We start from the raw sequence: 16,577 nt of genomic DNA on the forward strand, positions 1-16,577 counted from the left end.
TGGCCTCGCGATTCGTTTTGCCGGGTGGCGGCTTCGCCTTACCCGGCCCACAGGTGCGCTATTCGTAGGCCGGGTAAGCGCAGCGCCACCCGGCAACAGCCCCCTCAGTTCTGCAACACGGACGACACCAGAAGCTGGGTGTACGGATGATGGGGATCGTCGAGCACGCGGTCGGTTAACCCACTTTCCACCACCTGACCCTGCTTCATCACCAGCAGGCGGTCTGCCAGCAGGCGCGCGACGCCCAAATCGTGGGTGACAATCACCACTGCCAGGTTCAGCTCTACCACCAGGCCGCGCAGCAGGTCGAGCAGGCGCGCCTGCACGGAGACGTCCAGCCCACCGGTGGGTTCATCCATAAACACCAGCTTCGGATGGGTGACGAGATTGCGGGCAATCTGTAAACGCTGCTGCATGCCGCCGGAGAAGGTTGTCGGCAGGTCGTCGATACGCGAGGCGGGGATTTCCACTTCTTCCAGCCAGTGCTGCGCCGTGGCGCGGATGTTGCCGTAATGGCGCGCGCCGGTGGCCATCAGGCGTTCGCCGATATTGCCTCCGGCAGAGACCTGACGGCGCAGGCCGTCCATCGGATGCTGGTGCACCACGCCCCACTCGGTGCGCAGCAGGCGGCGACGCTCGGCCTCGCTCATGCCGTAGAGCGAGGCGCCCTCATACAAAATGTCGCCGTTCTGCGGCGTCAGGCGCGCGGAGATGGATTTCAGCAGAGTGGTTTTGCCGGAACCGGACTCGCCGACAATGCCCAGCACTTCGCCCGGCCACAGCTCGAACGACACGTCGCTGAAGCCTTTGCCCGGCGCATACAGGTGGGTCAGGTTATTTACCGAAAGCAGCGGTTTCATTGGCCGTTCGCCTCGCTCTGTTGACGGCAGAAATCGGTGTCGGAGCAGACAAACATCCGTTTGCCCGTGTCGTCCAGCACCACTTCGTCCAGGTAGCTGTGTTTGGATCCGCAGATGGCGCACGGCTCGTCCCACTCCTGCACCGTAAACGGGTGATCTTCAAAATCGAGACTCTCTACACGGGTGTACGGCGGTACGGCGTAGATGCGTTTTTCACGTCCGGCACCGAACAGCTGCAGGGCGGGCATCATGTCCATCTTCGGATTATCGAATTTCGGGATCGGCGACGGGTCCATGACGTAGCGCCCGTTGACCTTCACCGGGTAGGCGTAGGTGGTGGCGATATGGCCGAAGCGGGCGATATCCTCATACAGCTTCACCTGCATCACGCCGTACTCTTCCAGCGCGTGCATGGTGCGGGTTTCGGTTTCGCGCGGCTCGATAAAGCGCAGCGGCTCCGGGATCGGCACCTGGAAAATCAAAATCTGATCTTCCGTGAGCGGGGTTTCCGGAATGCGGTGGCGGGTCTGGATCAGCGTCGCGTCTTCGGTTTTTTCGGTGGTCGCGACGCCCGTTACCCGCTGAAAGAAGGTGCGGATCGATACGGCGTTGGTGGTGTCGTCCGCGCCCTGGTCGATGACTTTCAACACGTCCGCCTCGTCGATCACGCTGGCGGTAATCTGGATGCCGCCCGTCCCCCAGCCGTAGGGCATCGGCATTTCGCGGCCGCCGAACGGCACCTGATAGCCAGGAATCGCCACCGCTTTTAAGATGGCGCGCCGGATCATGCGTTTGGTTTGCTCATCCAGATAGGCAAAGTTGTAGCCGCTTAAGTTAGCCATGTTTGCGCTCCCGTTGCAGGCGTTTCAGCAGTTCCAGTTCGGCCTGGAAATCGACGTAGTGCGGCAGCTTGAGGTGCGAGACGAAGCCCGCGGCCTCGACGTTATCCGCGTGGGCCAGCACAAACTCTTCGTCCTGCGCCGGGCCAGCAACGTGCTCGCCGTAGTCCGGTGCCTGCAGGGCGCGGTCGACCAGCGCCATGGCCATCGCCTTGCGTTCGCCGAGGCCAAACACCAGCCCGTAGCCGCGGGTAAAGTGCGGGTCTTCATTTTCGGGCGCGACAAAACCGTTCACCATTTCACACTCGGTCATCAGCAGTGCGCCGACGTTTACGGCAAAACCCAGCTCTTCCGGCACGATTTCGACGTCGATATAGCCGCTGCGAATTTCGGCGGCAAACGGGTGGTTGCGCCCGTAGCCACGCTGGGTGGAGTAGGCCAGCGCCAGCAGATAGCCCTCGTCGCCGCGCATCAGTTGCTGCAGGCGGGACGAACGCGAGCACGGGTAAACCGGCGGCGTGCGGGTGATGTCATCCGGCTGCGCGCCGGAGTCCTCTTCCGCCTTCGCAAGGCCCTGTTTCGCCAGCAGGCTGAAGACGTGCGGAGACGGTTCCTGTTCGGCGTCAGAGGTACTGAGTCGTGGCGCCTCGCCGTTCGCCAGCAGGGTAAAATCCAGCAGGCGATGGGTGTAGTCATAGGTAGGGCCGAGCCGCTGGCCGCCGGGAATGTCTTTATAAACGGCAGAAATGCGACGCTCCAGGCGCATCTCCGCCGTGTTGATGGGTTCGCTGACCGCCAGCTTCGCCAGCGTGGTGCGGTAGGCGCGCAGCAGGAAGATGGCTTCCACGTTATCGCCGCTGGCCTGCTTGAGGGCCAGCGCCGCCAGCTCGCGGTCGGCGATACCGCCCTCGGTCATCACCCGATCGACGGCGAGATTAAGCTGCTGTTCAATCTGGGCGACGCTCAGCTCGGGGAGCTGTTCATCACCCCGTCGTCTGTGCGCCTGCAGCGCATGGGCGGCGGCGATGGCCTTCTCGCCCCCTTTGACGGCAACGTACATCAGCACACCTCCACGTGGGTGGTCCGCGGGATGGCCAGCAGGCGCTCGCCGCAGGTCAGGATCAGGTCAATGCCCAGCGGGAACGGGTGCGGGCGCTCGGTCAGCTCGTGAATGATGCACTCTGGCAGCTGCGGCGCGACCATGCGTTCGTCGGCGATGCCTGCGCCCGTCAGGCGCAGCATGCGGCCGCCGCTCAGGCTGGCGACCTGCAAAATCAGCGTGGCGCTGGTTTCCGGGGCGACGGCGGTGCCTTCGCTCAGGGCATTCAGCTGTTCATGGCTGATTTGTTCGTCGGCCACGGCAAAGATTGCCTGCTGCGGCTGTTCAACAAGCGGGGCGCCGGTGTGAAAACGCAGGTTCTGGTTGGCGATATCGTTCGACAGCGCGCCCGAAAGCCATACCGGGGTATCGTTGTCGGCCAGGGTGAGCAGCACGCTGGTTGTCGCCAGGTTCAGCGGCAGCCAGCCCTGAGAGAGCTGGTGCAGCGAGACAATCACGCCCGGCTCGCTCATGGCCTTCAGCAGGCGACGGAAACTGTGTTGGGCATCCTGGACGGCCAGGGTAAAAGCGGGTTGAAGCGTCATGCGTTGTCTCCGCGAACGAGGGTAAAGAAGTCGACCCGGCTGGTATTCACTTCGGCCTGACGCGCGGCAAGGCGTGCGGCGCGGTCGGCTTCCAGCGGGGCAATAAGGGTTTCCATTAACGTCTGGAAATGCGGGGGTTCCTGCAAAAGGGCATCGATGACCGCGCAGCGCTCGGCGTGGGCTTTGTCACGCCCCAGCACGTAGCCGTAGCCCAGCGTGCCGCTGTGCAGGCGGATCGCTGCGCGGGTGAGGGTGGCGTCCCCGGCGAAGAAGCGCTCGCCGGTACCGCCCATGCGCGCCTGGATCTGAACGAGGCCGATCTCCGGCGCGCGGAGGAGGTCGTACCCGGGAGCCAGGCTGAGGGCGTTCATGCGGGCAGAGAGCGCAGCAGGCTGGCTGTGGGCCAGCACGCGCATCCAGCGCTGTCGGGTGGCGGTGTCGAAGTGCATTCAGTGCTCCATGGTGAATTCGATCATGTCGGCGCGGGTCAGGCTGACGGAGTATTCCGTCGCGTCTATCTCGCCGTCACGGTGGTTGAGGGTGCGCACGCAAAGCAGCGGGGCCATATTGGGGATCTCCAGCACCTTGCTCTCTTTCGCCTGCGCGCGGCGGGCGCTGATGCGCGTCTGGGTGCGTTTCAGCGCAATGCCTGTCGCATTCTGGAGAAAATCATGCAGCGATCCGCTGGAGAAATTCTGCAGCACCGGCCAGAGGGTGAGGTCCGCGAAGTAGTGATCGATCTGGCACACCGCGACGCCGTTGACCCGGCGCAGCGTGCGCAGGTGGATGACGTTGTCGCCCTCCTGAATACCCAGCGCGTCCGCCACGTGGCTGGAGGCCGGACGTAGCACCGAGAGCAGCTTTTCGCTGGTCGGGTGGCTGCCCTGATCCAGCAGGTTCTGGCTAAAGCGCGCCTGGGCGTTAAGCGGGTAGTCGAACGGGCGCATCAGCACCAGCACGCCCACGCCCTGACGGCGCTGCACCCAGCCGCGCTCGACCAACTGGTCAATGGCGCGGCGCAGGGTGTGTCGGTTCACCTCATAGCGGTCGGCAAGCTGCTGCTCGGCAGGAAGGTAGTCTCCGCAGCGGTAGTGCGTGCGCAGCTCCACTTCGAGCTTTGCCGCGATCTCTTGCCAGCGGGTGGGGAAACTGGTCGGATGTCTGGATAAGTGCATAGAAAACAAAGCCTCGCTTCTCAGATGAAGTGCTTACGCAAACGTTGAGAGAGGAAATCCAGCAGGCTGACGGTGACGATGATGAGCACCATCAGGGCGCAGGTTTGCTGGAACTGGAAACCGCGAATCGCTTCCCACAGGGTGACGCCAATCCCGCCTGCGCCGACCATGCCGACGACGGTGGCGGAGCGGACGTTGGACTCAAAGCGGTACAGGGAGTAGGAGATCAGGAGCGGCATCACCTGCGGCAGGACGCCGTAGAGGATCTCTTCGATTTTATTGGCGCCGGTGGCGCGAATGCCTTCCACCGGACCGGGCTCGATGGCTTCGACCGCCTCGGAAAGCAGCTTGGAGAGCACGCCGGTGGTGTGAATGAACAGCGCCATGACGCCCGCGAACGGACCGAGGCCGACGGCGACCACGAACAGCATCGCAAAGACCATTTCGTTGATCGCACGACAGGCGTCCATCAGGCGGCGCATGGGCTGGTATATCCACCACGGCACGATGTTTTCAGCGCTCATCAGGCCAAACGGAATGGAGAGAATAACGGCCAGCGCGGTGCCCCAGACGGCGATTTGCAGGGTGACCGCCATTTCACTGAGGTAGTCCTGCCACTGGCTGAAGTCCGGCGGGAAGAAGTCGGCGGCGAAGGTCGCCATATTGCCCGCGTCTTTGAAGAGCAGCAGCGGATCCATTTCCGCGCCCTTCCAGGAGATAACCAGCACCGACAGCAGGATGGCCCAGCTTATGAGCGAGAACCAGCTGCGCTTCGGCGGCGGGAGGGTGATGGTTTGCATGTGTTACTCCGCAGGTCTTTGTGTGCCGGATGGCGCTACGCTTATCCGGCCTACGATCCAAAATGTAGGCCCGGTAAGCGCAGCGCCACCGGGCGAAAAGCGTTACTGCACCGCTTTATTCACGCTGGTCATCGCGCCGAGCGCGGCGGTCAGGCGGTCGAGGTCTTCAAGCTGAGCCTGAATCGCGGCCACTTTGCTGGTCTTCTCCTCGTCCTTCAGGCCTTTGTTGTCCTTCACGCCCTGCATCTCTTTAAACAGCGCCAGCTGGCGAATCGGCACCAGCTGCAGGTCGCTTGACGGGCGGAACGGTGCCCAGCCCAGACGTTCCAGAACTGCTTTCTCTTCCGGCGTTTTGCCGTAGGTCATAAAGAAGTCGTACACCTTGTCCTTGGTGCTTTCGGACAGGTTTTTACGCCACACAATCGGGTCGCCGGGGATCAGCGGGGATTTCCAGATAACCTTCAGCTCTTTCAGCTTGTCCGGGGCGGACGTCTTCAGCTTGTCGAGGTTCTCGGTGTTGTTGGTGGCAACGTCCACCTGCTTGTTGGCCACGGCCAGAGCGTTGGTTTCATGGCTGGCGTTTACCGTGCGCTTGAAGTCGCTGGCGGAGGCGTTGTTTTTGGCGAAGACGTAGTAGCCAGGGACAAGGTAGCCGGAGGTAGAGTTCGGATCGCCGTTGCCGAAGGTTAGCTCTTTACGTTTGGCGAGCATGTCGTTGAGGTTGTTGATCGGGCTGTCTTTGTTGACAATCAGCACGCTCCAGTAGCCCGGGGAGCCATCTGCCGCGACGGTCTGGGCAAAGACCTGGCCGTTCGCGCGGTCCACCGCTTCCATGGCGGAGAGGTTGCCGTACCAGGCGATGTCCACTTTATTAAAGCGCATCCCCTGGATGATGCCCGCGTAGTCCGGGGCGAAGAAGGCGTTCACTTTGATCCCCAGCTTGGTTTCCATATCTTTCAGGAACGGTTCCCACTGAGGTTTCAGGTTTTGCTGTGATTCCGTCGAAATAATGCCGAAGTTCAGCGCTTTTTCCTGCTCTTCCGCATACGCCGGGCTTAACAGGGTGCTGAGGCTGAACATGCTGGTAAAGGCCAGCGCGGCAACGGCTTTGTAGCTCATGTACTTTCCTCGGATCGGGTTTATTTAAGCAGCCTGCGCGTTCTCTTCGACGCGGTTAATGCTGCGGTAGAGATGGTCAAAACGTTCGTTATCAAACTGATGGCTCGCGCCATCAAAGAACACGTGCCCCTGACGCAGGGCGACGATGCGTTCGCAGTAGCGCAGGGCGTAATCCACCTGATGCAGCGTGACCACCACGGTAATGCCGTCGTTCTGGTTAATGTCGCGCAGGGTCTCCATCACGATGCGGGCGGACTCCGGGTCCAGCGAGGCGATGGGTTCGTCAGCAAGAATGATTTGCGCTTTTTGCATCAGCGCGCGCGCAATCGCCACGCGCTGCTGTTGTCCACCGGACAGGGTGGAGACGCGCTGGTGGGCGAAATGCGCCATACCGACGCGGGTCAGCGCCTGTAAGGCTTCCTGCTTCTGGGAAGGGGTGAACCAGCGCAGACAGGTGCGCCAGAACGGGGTGCTGCCGAGCGCGCCAATCAGCACGTTCTCCAGCACCGTCAGGCGGTTTACCAGGTTGAACTGCTGGAAGATGCAGCCCGTCTGGGCGCGGCTCTTGCGGATATCGCTCGCCAGACGCCCGGCGCGCTGCACGGTATTGCCCAGCAGCTCGACGTGGCTTTCCGGCGTTTTATCGCCGGTGATAAGCCCGCTCAAATGGCGCAGAAGGGTGGATTTACCCGAGCCAGAAGGCCCGAGAAGCGCCACCATGTCGCCCTGCCGGACGGTCAGATCAACGGCATGCAGAGCCTTGTTGTGATTGAAGGTCTTGCTCAGTTTCTCGACGCGGATGACAGTTTGCATGTGCTGGGCCTCACGATAAATGTGGCCTCATGCTGGCGCATCAATGTGACATTTGGGTTAAGTGCAGGTTGCGGGAGTTTGAAGAGTTGAGCGGAGTTTGATGACAATCACCGTAGGCCCGGTCAGCGCAGCGCCACCGGCGCTGTGGGCGGATGCGCTGCGCGTGTCCTGCCTACGACGTTTGTTGCTTGACGACGTTAATCATCCACGGCACGCCGTATTGGTCGGTGACTTTACCGAAACCGTGCGCCCAGAAGGTCTCCTGCCAGGCCATTTCGATATTCCCGCCATCGGCAAGGTTGTCGAACCAGCGCTTGCCTTCATCGACGTCCTGGGTGTCGAGCACCAGCGTAAAGCCCGCGTACTGCGCGTTGCTGCCAGGCGGCATCCCGTCGCTCATCATGATATCGCTGCCCGCAATGCGGACGTTGGAGTGGGCGATAGCCGAATCCGGAAACTGCATACCGGACGGACAGCCTTCTTCGCTGTTATCGCTTTTTGGCATTTCGCCGAAGGTAATTTTATAGAGAAGTTCTGCGCCGACGGCTTGCTGGTAAAAGGCGGTGGCCTCAGCGCAGTTGCCGGCGAAAGAGATGTAGGGACTTAACGGCATAATCTTTACCTCACGTAAGAAAAGCCCGTTAAGTTTAGTTCTTTTTTTGTAGGCCGGATAAGCGTAGCGCATCCGGCAAAAGCGCACGGTGGCGCTTCGCTTACCGGGCGTACAGGTGAAAAATCAGTTCTTTTTCACGAACTCAGATTTCAGTTTCATTGGACCGAAGCCGTCAATTTTGCAGTCGATATTATGATCGCCTTCAACCAGACGGATATTCTTCACTTTGGTGCCGATCTTCAGCATAGAGGAACTGCCTTTCACCTTCAGGTCCTTAACGACGGTAACGCTGTCACCGTCCGCCAGCAGGTTGCCGTTCGCATCTTTTACGATGAGCGCATCAGCATCCTGAGCCGGCTCGGCATCATTCCATTCATGAGCGCATTCCGGGCAGATGAACATGCCATTATCTTCATAGGTGTATTCAGAATTGCATTTTGGGCAGTGTGGGAGAGACATATCGGTATCCTCAAAAGTGTAAACGCGCTGGAAAGTGCCAGCTAAATGACGGCAGGGTGCCGAAAAAGGCGGCAAGTATAGCGCAAATCCACACCGTTGTCGGTGATATTGTGAATTAAAAAAGCCAAAAAGCGTATCGGGAGTGACACGTTCTGTCAGTCAGTTACGCGAAGCTTATGTCCATTAACACGGTGGGAAGAAATGACGATAAATATATCGAATATTTTATTGCAGCAAATTGCTACGCTCTGCCATTTCGGATAAGGTGAAGCGACACATTGTTATTTATCTCCGGACTTTGCTGCCATACATATCTTATGGCAGTGGTGCATTACCTCTCTTTTTAGGTGGGTAAATAATGGTGATATATCCTGAAGTTTCTTAAAAATGGGCTACGCTTTTTTCTTTTGGCTATCAGGCCTGGAGAAGAGTTCTACACGCCATGCAAGGATAGGGAATTATTCCTGATTATCTTCAATCAGTTATATTTCGGCGAACATGTTTTCCACACGTGATCATATAAGCCTGAACAACATAATAAAAACCAGTGGCTTAATAAAAGTAATAAATTTGCGTTAAGGAAAGGCTTTTATCATGCACACACAGACCATTTTTGAATTAAGCCAGGAAGCCGAGCGTTTGTTACAGCTTGCCCTGCAAAATCTTGATACGTTGAAATCAATGCCCACTGAGATGCTGGAGAGCACAGAGGCTGCTATTACTGGCGAAACAAACAACGTTTTACCTTTGCATTTTAGCGCGCGCGGTGTCGACGCCCAGCAGGCGATGCTGAATAATGAATTACGCAAAATAACCCGGCTGGAAATGGTCCTGGCCATTGTTGGCACCATGAAAGCGGGGAAATCGACCACCATTAATGCGATTGTGGGTACCGAAGTGTTGCCGAACCGCAATCGTCCAATGACGGCGCTTCCGACGTTGATTCGCCACACGCCGGGTCAGAAGGAACCGGTGCTGCATTTCTCTCATGCCTCCCCGATTGATGAATTGATCCAACTGCTTCAGAAACAGCTCTGTGATTACGACCGCGGGAAGCTGGCTCAGCGTCTGGAAATTGATAAAGACATGAATACGCTGCTGGAGCGCATTGAAAAAGGGGAAGCGTTTGAGAAGCATCACCTGGGCGCGCAGCCGATATTTCATTGTCTGAAAAGCCTCAACGATCTGGTGAGACTTTCCCAGGCGCTGGGTGTGGAGTTTCCGTTCTCTGAATATACGGCTATTGAGCATATCCCGGTAATTGAAGTGGAGTTCGTGCATCTTGCGGGCCTGGATGCCCACCTCGGGCAGCTGACGCTGCTCGATACGCCCGGGCCGAACGAGGCCGGACAGCCGCATCTGCAAAAAATGCTCAGCGAGCAGTTGTCCCGCGCATCGGCGGTGCTGGCCGTAATGGATTATACCCAGCTTAAATCCATTTCTGATGAAGAAGTCCGCCAGGCGATTTCCGCGGCGGGAAAATCGGTGCCGCTGTATGCGCTGGTCAATAAATTCGATCAGAAAGATCGCAATAGCGATGATGAAGAACAGATCCGGGCGATGATCTCCGGCACCTTAATGAAAGGCAATATTTCGCCTGGCCAGATTTACCCCGTGTCGTCCATGTGGGCGTATCTGGCGAACCGCGCGCGCTATGAGCTAAGTTCGCATGGACGACTGCCGGATCACCAGGAGCAACCTTGGGTGCAGGATTTTGCCGAAGCCGCACTCGGACGTCGCTGGCGTACGGCGGACCTGGACGATATCGACCATATCCGACATTCTGCCGATTTGCTCTGGGAAGATTCGCTCTTCGAGCAACCGATACGGAAACTGATTTACGCCGCCTATGCCAATGCCTCGCTCTACGCGCTGCGTTCGGCCTCGCATAAGCTTCTTAACTACGCGCAAAACGCCCGCGAGTATCTCGATTTCCGCTATCAGGGGCTGACGGTGGCCTTTGAGGCGCTGGAGCTGAATATCGCACGTCTGGAAGAGGACATGGCGCTTTTGCAGACGCGTCAGCGCGTGGTGAGCGATGAGGTGAAACATGAGGTTGAGGAAGCGCTGAACGCCACCGCGGACTTTATGGGATCCCAAAAAACCGCGCTTCACCAGGCGATTGACCAGGTGTTCAGCACGCTCCCGATTCTTGATTCGGCAGGCACCGAACGGCAGCAACTTCGCGGTGAGAGGGTGAAGCAGCTGGTGCTGGACGATGAAGGGCAGGCGCAGATTGCGCTGAGTAAATTACGCGCCTCCTGCGAGCGGGTGATGCTGGATGCCCAGACGAAGATCGGCCGGGAGCTGGCGTTACGCTTCGATCAGCTGGAGTCCACGCTGGCGCGTTCTCTTAACGAAGCCATGCGTCCCATCGAAACGCGTATTAAAGAGCATCTGAGCCATGCGGGTTTTCGGGCGCGGATCAGCTTCCCGGCGTTTCAGGCAAGCCAGCTTAACTTCAATACGCGAGCGCTGTTTAACGATGCGATTGCGCAGGACGATAGCCAGGCCGCCCCGCCTTCCGGCGGGAGCAGCATGCGCGAAACGGTCTCTCGCTGGCTCAATAATCCTGGCTGGGGCTGGGACGAGTATGTGGAAACGCGCACGCGCTATGTTATCGACATTGCGCAGCTACATGACAAATTTAAGCAACATATTGATCAGTTTTGAGAACAAATACGTAAAGCTTTGTCCGCGCAGGTCGATGTCTCTGTTACGGCAGGAATGGCGACGTTCTTTGCAGAATTTTCGTTGTGCCTGACCGGGTTACAGGAAAGCTTGCGTGATAGCCTCGCAGTGCGTCAGCAAAATGAGCACTCAACCCGAGCGCTCTGCCAGTTGTTGAAGCAAAGCATCACTACTGCGACGTGGATACAGGAAGATACCCGACTGTTACGCGATGATATTCAAACTCTATTCGCGGCAGAGCAACCATGACAACACCACTACTGGACGGCCCCGGGCGAACGCTGGAGTGTATTAATCCAAAATTTATGGTCGATCTGGTGCAGGGGGGAGACGCGGCGCGTCATCCTCGCCTGGGACCACAGCAGCTGCAGTTTCGCGAGCGTTTGACGCAGGAAATCATGACGCATACCCGGCTACGCCCCTGGGCGATGGCGGGGATGCTCAATGAAAATGCGGCGCTGCGCCTGGGGCTGGCGGAAAAGCTGGCCGGGATGCTTGATCCGGGCCATCTCGCGCTGACGCTGATGGCAGAGAAGCTGATTGCGCTGCGTCAGCAGACTCACCCACGCACCCTGCAGTCTCCCGGACTGACGCAGCAGTACGCCGATCTCGTGTCTCATTTTACCCAACGCGCAGCCTGGAAAGAAAAGGCGCTGACCCAGCGCGGGCTAACGGTGCAGGCAGGTGAGCACAGCGAGCAAATTTTTACCCGCTGGCGGGCCGGACATTATGATGGCTGGTCGCTGGCCGGGCGCTGTTTTATCGTTCTGGAAGAACTGCGCTGGGGAGCATTTGGCGACGCATGCCGCCTCGCGAAAGAAGATGTGGCGGCCATGCTTAAGGATAACCTGCGCAGCATGGCGGCTAACTATCTGGCGCAGGGCATTAATGCCTCACCCACGACCCGCCATTTTTATCACCAGTGGCTGACAGCGCCTGCTTCTCCCGGATCGATCGATCATAAAGACATGCTGGGCTGGCTGGGGGACTGGTGTCAGGCGGATAAGCATCCGGTGAGCTGGTCAGTGACGCAAAACTGGCAGACCGTCGCACTGGGGATGCCGAGGCTCTGTTCGGCAAAACGGCTGGTGGACGGGATGGTGGAAGAGATTTTTGGGTAAATCCCTTACCCCTCACCCTCTCCCCGCAGGGAAGAGGGGAGGGTTTGGTACGGTGTGTTAATGGCGGAGTTCGACCGCTTTTCGTTCGATATTCTGCTCGGGAGCATTGGCGTAGCGTTTCGCATATAGCGCCGTGATGATCGGCACCAGTAGCGCAGTGACAATCACGCTGGCGGCAACCAGCGCCGTCGCTGAAGCGGCTACCGGTTCGAAGGCCGGGTTAATCTGGGCAATTATCACCGGGTTGGCGACGGCAGCGCCTGCGGCTGAAGAGGCGGCGACGCCCGCCGTGCCGTTTCCTCCCCCGATCACGCGGTCGGCAACGATCAGCGGAATACCGGTAATGACGATTACGGCGACACCCAGCACAATACCCAGCAGGCCGGTATCAAGGATAACCTTCAGGTTGATGGTGTTCCCCAGCGCAAAGCCGAAGAACGGGATCAGCACCGGCGTGGCTTTGCTGAAGAAATCACGCAGATCGTGATCGAGGTTGCCAAGGGCAAAGCCGATCAGGAAGGGCAGGATTGCGCCGACAAAGTGGTGGGGTTCAAAAGAGGCCAGGCCAGCGGACCCCAGGATCAGCATCGTCATCAGCGGGCCTGATTCGAGAGACATCAAGACAAATGCGCCGGACTCTTCTTTCGTCCCGTACTGGTTCATCAGGCTGGCGTACAATCCGCCGTTAGTCATATCCATCGCGGAGACAATCGCCAGCACCGATAACCCCGCGAAGAACCCGGTCTGAATTCCATTCTCCGGGATGAACATCGCGCATATCATTGCCACCGCCCATGCTACCGCTATTTTGGTTATTACCAGCGTGCCGGATTTCCGTAATACGGTACCGGTCGCCCGCAAATTAATGGATGCACCGATACAAAAAAACCAGACGGCAAGAATTGGAACCGTGCCCGTTATCATGCCTTTTGTGAAACCACCAAAATAAGCCCCGGTATCAGGGGCAAGGGTATTCAGGATGGCGCCCAGCACCAGCGGAACCAGCATCATACCGCCGGGTATGCGTTCTATCGTGGCTTTAATCTTCATGGACAATCCTCACATCTGACCCCGCAGGACGGGCGTTCGGTGTTAAAAATTAGTCAATAAATTCAATTGATTGGCATTTGTGTTTGAGAGGTGCTTCTCGATTACCCTGTCAGGAAAATAAATGTTTTCTCTCGATTAATTTTCTTAGAAAACACATGAAATGCTGTATTCGGATTTATCATGCGATCATTGGAATATTGATTCAATCAAAATAAAACGCCGTTTTAGTTATCTTTGTCACATATTCAATGTAAAACTATCGGCGGCTTCCTGATGAAGAAAATTTATGTAAATTGAATGTGAGTAAACGTGGTTTGTTTTTTGTTGCGAAAGAACTCATGACGTGCGTGAGAGAGCTCATGAGGCGGGGATGAGAAAGGGCTTATTTGCACTGATTGACAAATACTGGACTGAGTTGACCTGACGCTGAAATATGTGTGAAGTTGATCACAAATATAAACGCTGGTAGGGTAAAAAGGTCATTAACTGCCCAGACAGGCGTCAACAGGTTCGGTTGTATCGACGTAAAACGTCAATGTAAGTAAACCTGCTACGCTTGAATAAGGCGATTCGCATGGAGCGGATCCCATGGTTCACAGAACGTAAACTGGACTGTGAAACAGACAGGGCCGAGTCAACGAGGATAGCTATGCTGAGAAGGAAAAAGATTAAACCCATCACGCTTCGCGACGTCACCATTATTGATGACGCCAAACTGCGTAAAGCGATTACCGCAGCCTCGCTCGGTAATGCGATGGAATGGTTCGATTTTGGTGTCTACGGCTTTGTGGCCTATGCGTTAGGTAAAGTGTTTTTCCCCGGGGCCGATCCCAGCCTGCAGATGATTGCGGCACTGGGTACGTTCTCCGTTCCCTTCCTGATTCGCCCGCTGGGTGGTCTGTTCTTCGGTATGCTCGGTGATAAATATGGTCGTCAGAAGATCCTGGCTATCACCATCGTCATTATGTCGATCAGTACATTCTGTATCGGCCTTATACCGTCTTACGCCACTATCGGCATTTGGGCACCGATTCTGCTGCTGATCTGTAAGATGGCACAGGGCTTCTCCGTGGGCGGTGAATATACTGGCGCCTCGATCTTCGTTGCCGAGTATTCTCCTGACCGTAAGCGCGGGTTTATGGGAAGCTGGCTGGACTTCGGCTCCATTGCCGGTTTTGTCCTGGGCGCGGGTGTGGTGGTCCTGATTTCAACCGTAGTGGGGGAAGAGAACTTCCTCGACTGGGGCTGGCGTATCCCGTTCTTCCTGGCTCTGCCGCTGGGGATCATTGGCCTCTACCTGCGTCATGCGCTTGAAGAGACGCCTGCGTTCCAGCAGCACGTTGATAAGCTGGAGCAGGGTGACCGCGAAGGGCTGCAGGACGGTCCGAAGGTATCGTTCAAAGAGATTGCCACCAAGCACTGGCGAAGCCTGCTGGTCTGTATCGGTCTGGTGATCTCTACCAACGTGACCTATTACATGCTGCTGACCTACATGCCGAGCTATCTGTCGCATAACCTGCACTACTCGGAAGATCACGGTGTGCTGATCATTATCGCCATCATGGTGGGTATGCTGTTTGTGCAGCCGATTATGGGCCTGTTGAGTGACCGCTTTGGTCGTCGACCGTTCATTATTCTGGGAAGCGTTGCGCTGTTTGCCCTCGCCATCCCGGCATTTATTCTGATCAACAGTAATGTACTGGGGCTGATTTTTGCCGGTCTGCTGATGCTGGCGGTGATCCTTAACTGCTTTATCGGGGTGATGGCCTCAACGCTGCCCGCGATGTTCCCGACCCATATTCGCTACAGCGCGCTGGCCGCGGCCTTCAACATCTCGGTGCTGATTGCCGGTCTGACCCCGACGCTTGCCGCCTCGCTGGTGGAGAGCACGCAGAACCTGATGATGCCTGCTTATTACCTGATGGTGATCGCGGTGATTGGTTTGATTACCGGTATTACCATGAAGGAGACGGCGAATCGCCCTCTGAAAGGCGCAACGCCTGCGGCATCGGATATCCAGGAAGCGAAAGAGATCCTCCGTGAGCACTACGATAATGTAGAGCAGAAGATTGAGGATATTGACGCCGAGATTGAAGAACTGCAGAAAAAACGTTCCCGACTGGTGGATCAGCATCCACGCATCAACGAGTAACAAAAAACCCGCCGCTGGCGGGTTTTCTTTTATTAGCATCCTGCGGCGATGTAGTCACCATTGGCGCTGATGGGGATCACCGTCAGGAACAGCACCGTCGCGAACAGGATCAGGACTATCCCTCCGGCTATTTTGACGGTCGGCACCAGCCATTTTAACGAGGCGCTTTCTCCGAACCAGGCCACCGTGCGTTCGCGGGCGTAACGTACAGCCAGTGAAAGCCCCATAATAGAAAGCGCGGTTCCCAGCGACATGGTCATGACTGCGGCCATCCCCCAGGTAACAATGCCCAGCGCGTTCGAAAACATCAGAATCATAATCGCCCCGCTGCACGGGCGTGCGCCAATCGCCAGTATCACGCCCAGACGGGTTTTCCAGTCGCCCTGCGTCAGGTCTGCACCTACGCCGTGATGACCGCAGCCACAGTGTTCGTCGTGCTGATGAAGCGGCTTAATGGCAGAGACAGACATCCTGCGCGGGCGCAGGCTCTTCAGCGCCTGGTAAATGACAAATGCGCCGAATGCGCCAATAAGCACTGCGCTGACCTTCTCCACATACCAGCGGCTGGTACTGATATCCCCTGAGGCGAGGTTAAACCCTACCGCCAGGATAAAGACAAACAGAATGGCGCTGACGCCCTGCATCAGGCTGCCCAGTAAAGGGACGACCCGGGCGGCCAGCTCGCTTTCCTTATTGGTAGTCAGATAGGTCGTCACAATGAATTTTCCGTGCCCGGGGCCAATGGCGTGGAGTACGCCATAAAGGAAAGCCCCCGTTAACAACCATAATCCGCCGCTGTACTGGTGGTTATTTAGCTGCAGCAGGTACATCACCAGATAGCGGTGCAGGGTAATTTGCGTGGCGAGACACCACTGGATAAAGGCGTTCCAGTGCGCATGCAGGGTAAAACCGGCAAAGAGAATTGCCAGCAGCATCAACCCAGCGGTAGGGAGACGCCAGTCACGGGTGAGGCGTTGTGTGGTCATGAAGCGGCCTGCACAGAGAAGAGTATTTGCCGCCAGTATAGTTGATCTTCCCGCTCAGTTCGTGGGATCGCATTGGGATTCGTGCAGAATTGTGGATAACTTTGTGCATAAATGGGTATAAGGCGGGGTTTTGCTGGGGAATGCAGCAGTCAGTCATTTTTTTGCAACTTTTCGGTTGCGGTCGTTCGCGAACTCCCTATAATGCGCCTCCATCGACACGGCGGATGTGAATCACTTCACAGACAACGCGGTCGG

The 16,577-nt window shown here is 57.3% G+C and carries 15 protein-coding genes and 1 pseudogene; 3 read left to right on the plus strand and 13 right to left on the minus strand.

The genetic code is table 11. The features are described 5' to 3' along the window. Positions 1-104: 104 nt before the first annotated feature. The 11 genes from phnK to N6P30_RS15175 all read right to left on the minus strand — a co-directional run bounded on the left by phnK (position 105) and on the right by N6P30_RS15175 (position 8,322). Positions 105-860, minus strand: coding sequence for a phosphonate C-P lyase system protein PhnK (phnK, locus tag N6P30_RS15125; protein WP_006177354.1), 756 nt, complete (start codon positions 858-860; stop codon positions 105-107). After that, positions 857-1,702, minus strand: a complete 846-nt coding sequence (locus tag N6P30_RS15130; RefSeq protein WP_023293495.1) for an alpha-D-ribose 1-methylphosphonate 5-phosphate C-P-lyase PhnJ — start codon at positions 1,700-1,702, stop codon at positions 857-859. Before N6P30_RS15130 ends, phnK begins: the two co-directional genes overlap by 4 nt. Continuing rightward, complete coding sequence (locus N6P30_RS15135; protein ID WP_023293494.1) at positions 1,695-2,759, minus strand: carbon-phosphorus lyase complex subunit PhnI; 1,065 nt, start codon at positions 2,757-2,759, stop codon at positions 1,695-1,697. Before N6P30_RS15135 ends, N6P30_RS15130 begins: the two co-directional genes overlap by 8 nt. After that, the gene (gene phnH / locus N6P30_RS15140; RefSeq protein WP_008500060.1) at positions 2,759-3,343 is read right to left on the minus strand and encodes a phosphonate C-P lyase system protein PhnH; all 585 of its coding nucleotides are present in this window, start codon (positions 3,341-3,343) and stop codon (positions 2,759-2,761) included. Before phnH ends, N6P30_RS15135 begins: the two co-directional genes overlap by 1 nt. Continuing rightward, on the minus strand, positions 3,340-3,792 hold the full coding sequence (phnG, locus tag N6P30_RS15145; protein ID WP_023293493.1) for a phosphonate C-P lyase system protein PhnG: 453 nt from the start codon (positions 3,790-3,792) through the stop codon (positions 3,340-3,342). Before phnG ends, phnH begins: the two co-directional genes overlap by 4 nt. Further along, the gene (gene phnF / locus N6P30_RS15150; protein WP_008500062.1) at positions 3,793-4,518 is read right to left on the minus strand and encodes a phosphonate metabolism transcriptional regulator PhnF; all 726 of its coding nucleotides are present in this window, start codon (positions 4,516-4,518) and stop codon (positions 3,793-3,795) included. A 20-nt stretch (positions 4,519-4,538) separates the two neighbouring features. After that, on the minus strand, positions 4,539-5,318 hold the full coding sequence (gene phnE, locus N6P30_RS15155) for a phosphonate ABC transporter, permease protein PhnE (protein ID WP_023293492.1): 780 nt from the start codon (positions 5,316-5,318) through the stop codon (positions 4,539-4,541). 102 nt (positions 5,319-5,420) lie between these two features. Continuing rightward, entirely contained in the window at positions 5,421-6,437 is a 1,017-nt protein-coding gene (gene phnD / locus N6P30_RS15160) for a phosphonate ABC transporter substrate-binding protein (RefSeq protein WP_008500064.1), read from the minus strand. 24 nt (positions 6,438-6,461) lie between these two features. Next, positions 6,462-7,250: a phosphonate ABC transporter ATP-binding protein gene (phnC, locus tag N6P30_RS15165; protein ID WP_008500065.1), complete on the minus strand. Its 789-nt coding sequence runs from the start codon at positions 7,248-7,250 to the stop codon at positions 6,462-6,464. A 172-nt stretch (positions 7,251-7,422) separates the two neighbouring features. Continuing rightward, positions 7,423-7,863 carry a VOC family metalloprotein YjdN gene (gene yjdN / locus N6P30_RS15170; RefSeq protein WP_023293490.1) on the minus strand — a complete coding sequence of 147 codons (441 nt, stop codon included), beginning with the start codon at positions 7,861-7,863 and terminating at the stop codon, positions 7,423-7,425. A 123-nt stretch (positions 7,864-7,986) separates the two neighbouring features. Further along, positions 7,987-8,322, minus strand: a complete 336-nt coding sequence (locus N6P30_RS15175) for a zinc ribbon domain-containing protein YjdM (RefSeq protein ID WP_008500067.1) — start codon at positions 8,320-8,322, stop codon at positions 7,987-7,989. Between the two features lie 594 nt (positions 8,323-8,916). Here N6P30_RS15175 and crfC point away from each other — a divergent pair. Then, positions 8,917-11,262 (plus strand): annotated as a pseudogene (gene crfC / locus N6P30_RS15180) (clamp-binding protein CrfC). Further along, a complete protein-coding gene (locus tag N6P30_RS15185; RefSeq protein WP_008500070.1) occupies positions 11,259-12,134 on the plus strand; it encodes a diguanylate cyclase regulator RdcB family protein in 876 nt (291 codons plus the stop codon). The pseudogene crfC and the gene N6P30_RS15185 overlap by 4 nt, the downstream one beginning before the upstream one ends. A gap of 57 nt (positions 12,135-12,191) precedes the next feature. Here N6P30_RS15185 and kdgT read toward each other — a convergent pair whose 3' ends face one another. Further along, complete coding sequence (kdgT, locus tag N6P30_RS15190; RefSeq protein ID WP_008500071.1) at positions 12,192-13,184, minus strand: 2-keto-3-deoxygluconate transporter; 993 nt, start codon at positions 13,182-13,184, stop codon at positions 12,192-12,194. A gap of 649 nt (positions 13,185-13,833) precedes the next feature. Here kdgT and proP point away from each other — a divergent pair. After that, a complete protein-coding gene (proP, locus tag N6P30_RS15195) occupies positions 13,834-15,336 on the plus strand; it encodes a glycine betaine/L-proline transporter ProP (protein ID WP_008500072.1) in 1,503 nt (500 codons plus the stop codon). A 32-nt stretch (positions 15,337-15,368) separates the two neighbouring features. Here the strand turns inward: proP and N6P30_RS15200 are convergent, their stop codons facing one another. Then, positions 15,369-16,322: a nickel/cobalt transporter gene (locus N6P30_RS15200; protein ID WP_023293488.1), complete on the minus strand. Its 954-nt coding sequence runs from the start codon at positions 16,320-16,322 to the stop codon at positions 15,369-15,371. Between the last annotated feature and the right edge of the window lie 255 nt (positions 16,323-16,577).

The sequence above is a fragment of the Enterobacter sp. PL1 genome, from assembly GCF_945957325.1.
Taxonomy (GTDB): Bacteria; Pseudomonadota; Gammaproteobacteria; order Enterobacterales; family Enterobacteriaceae; genus Enterobacter; species Enterobacter roggenkampii.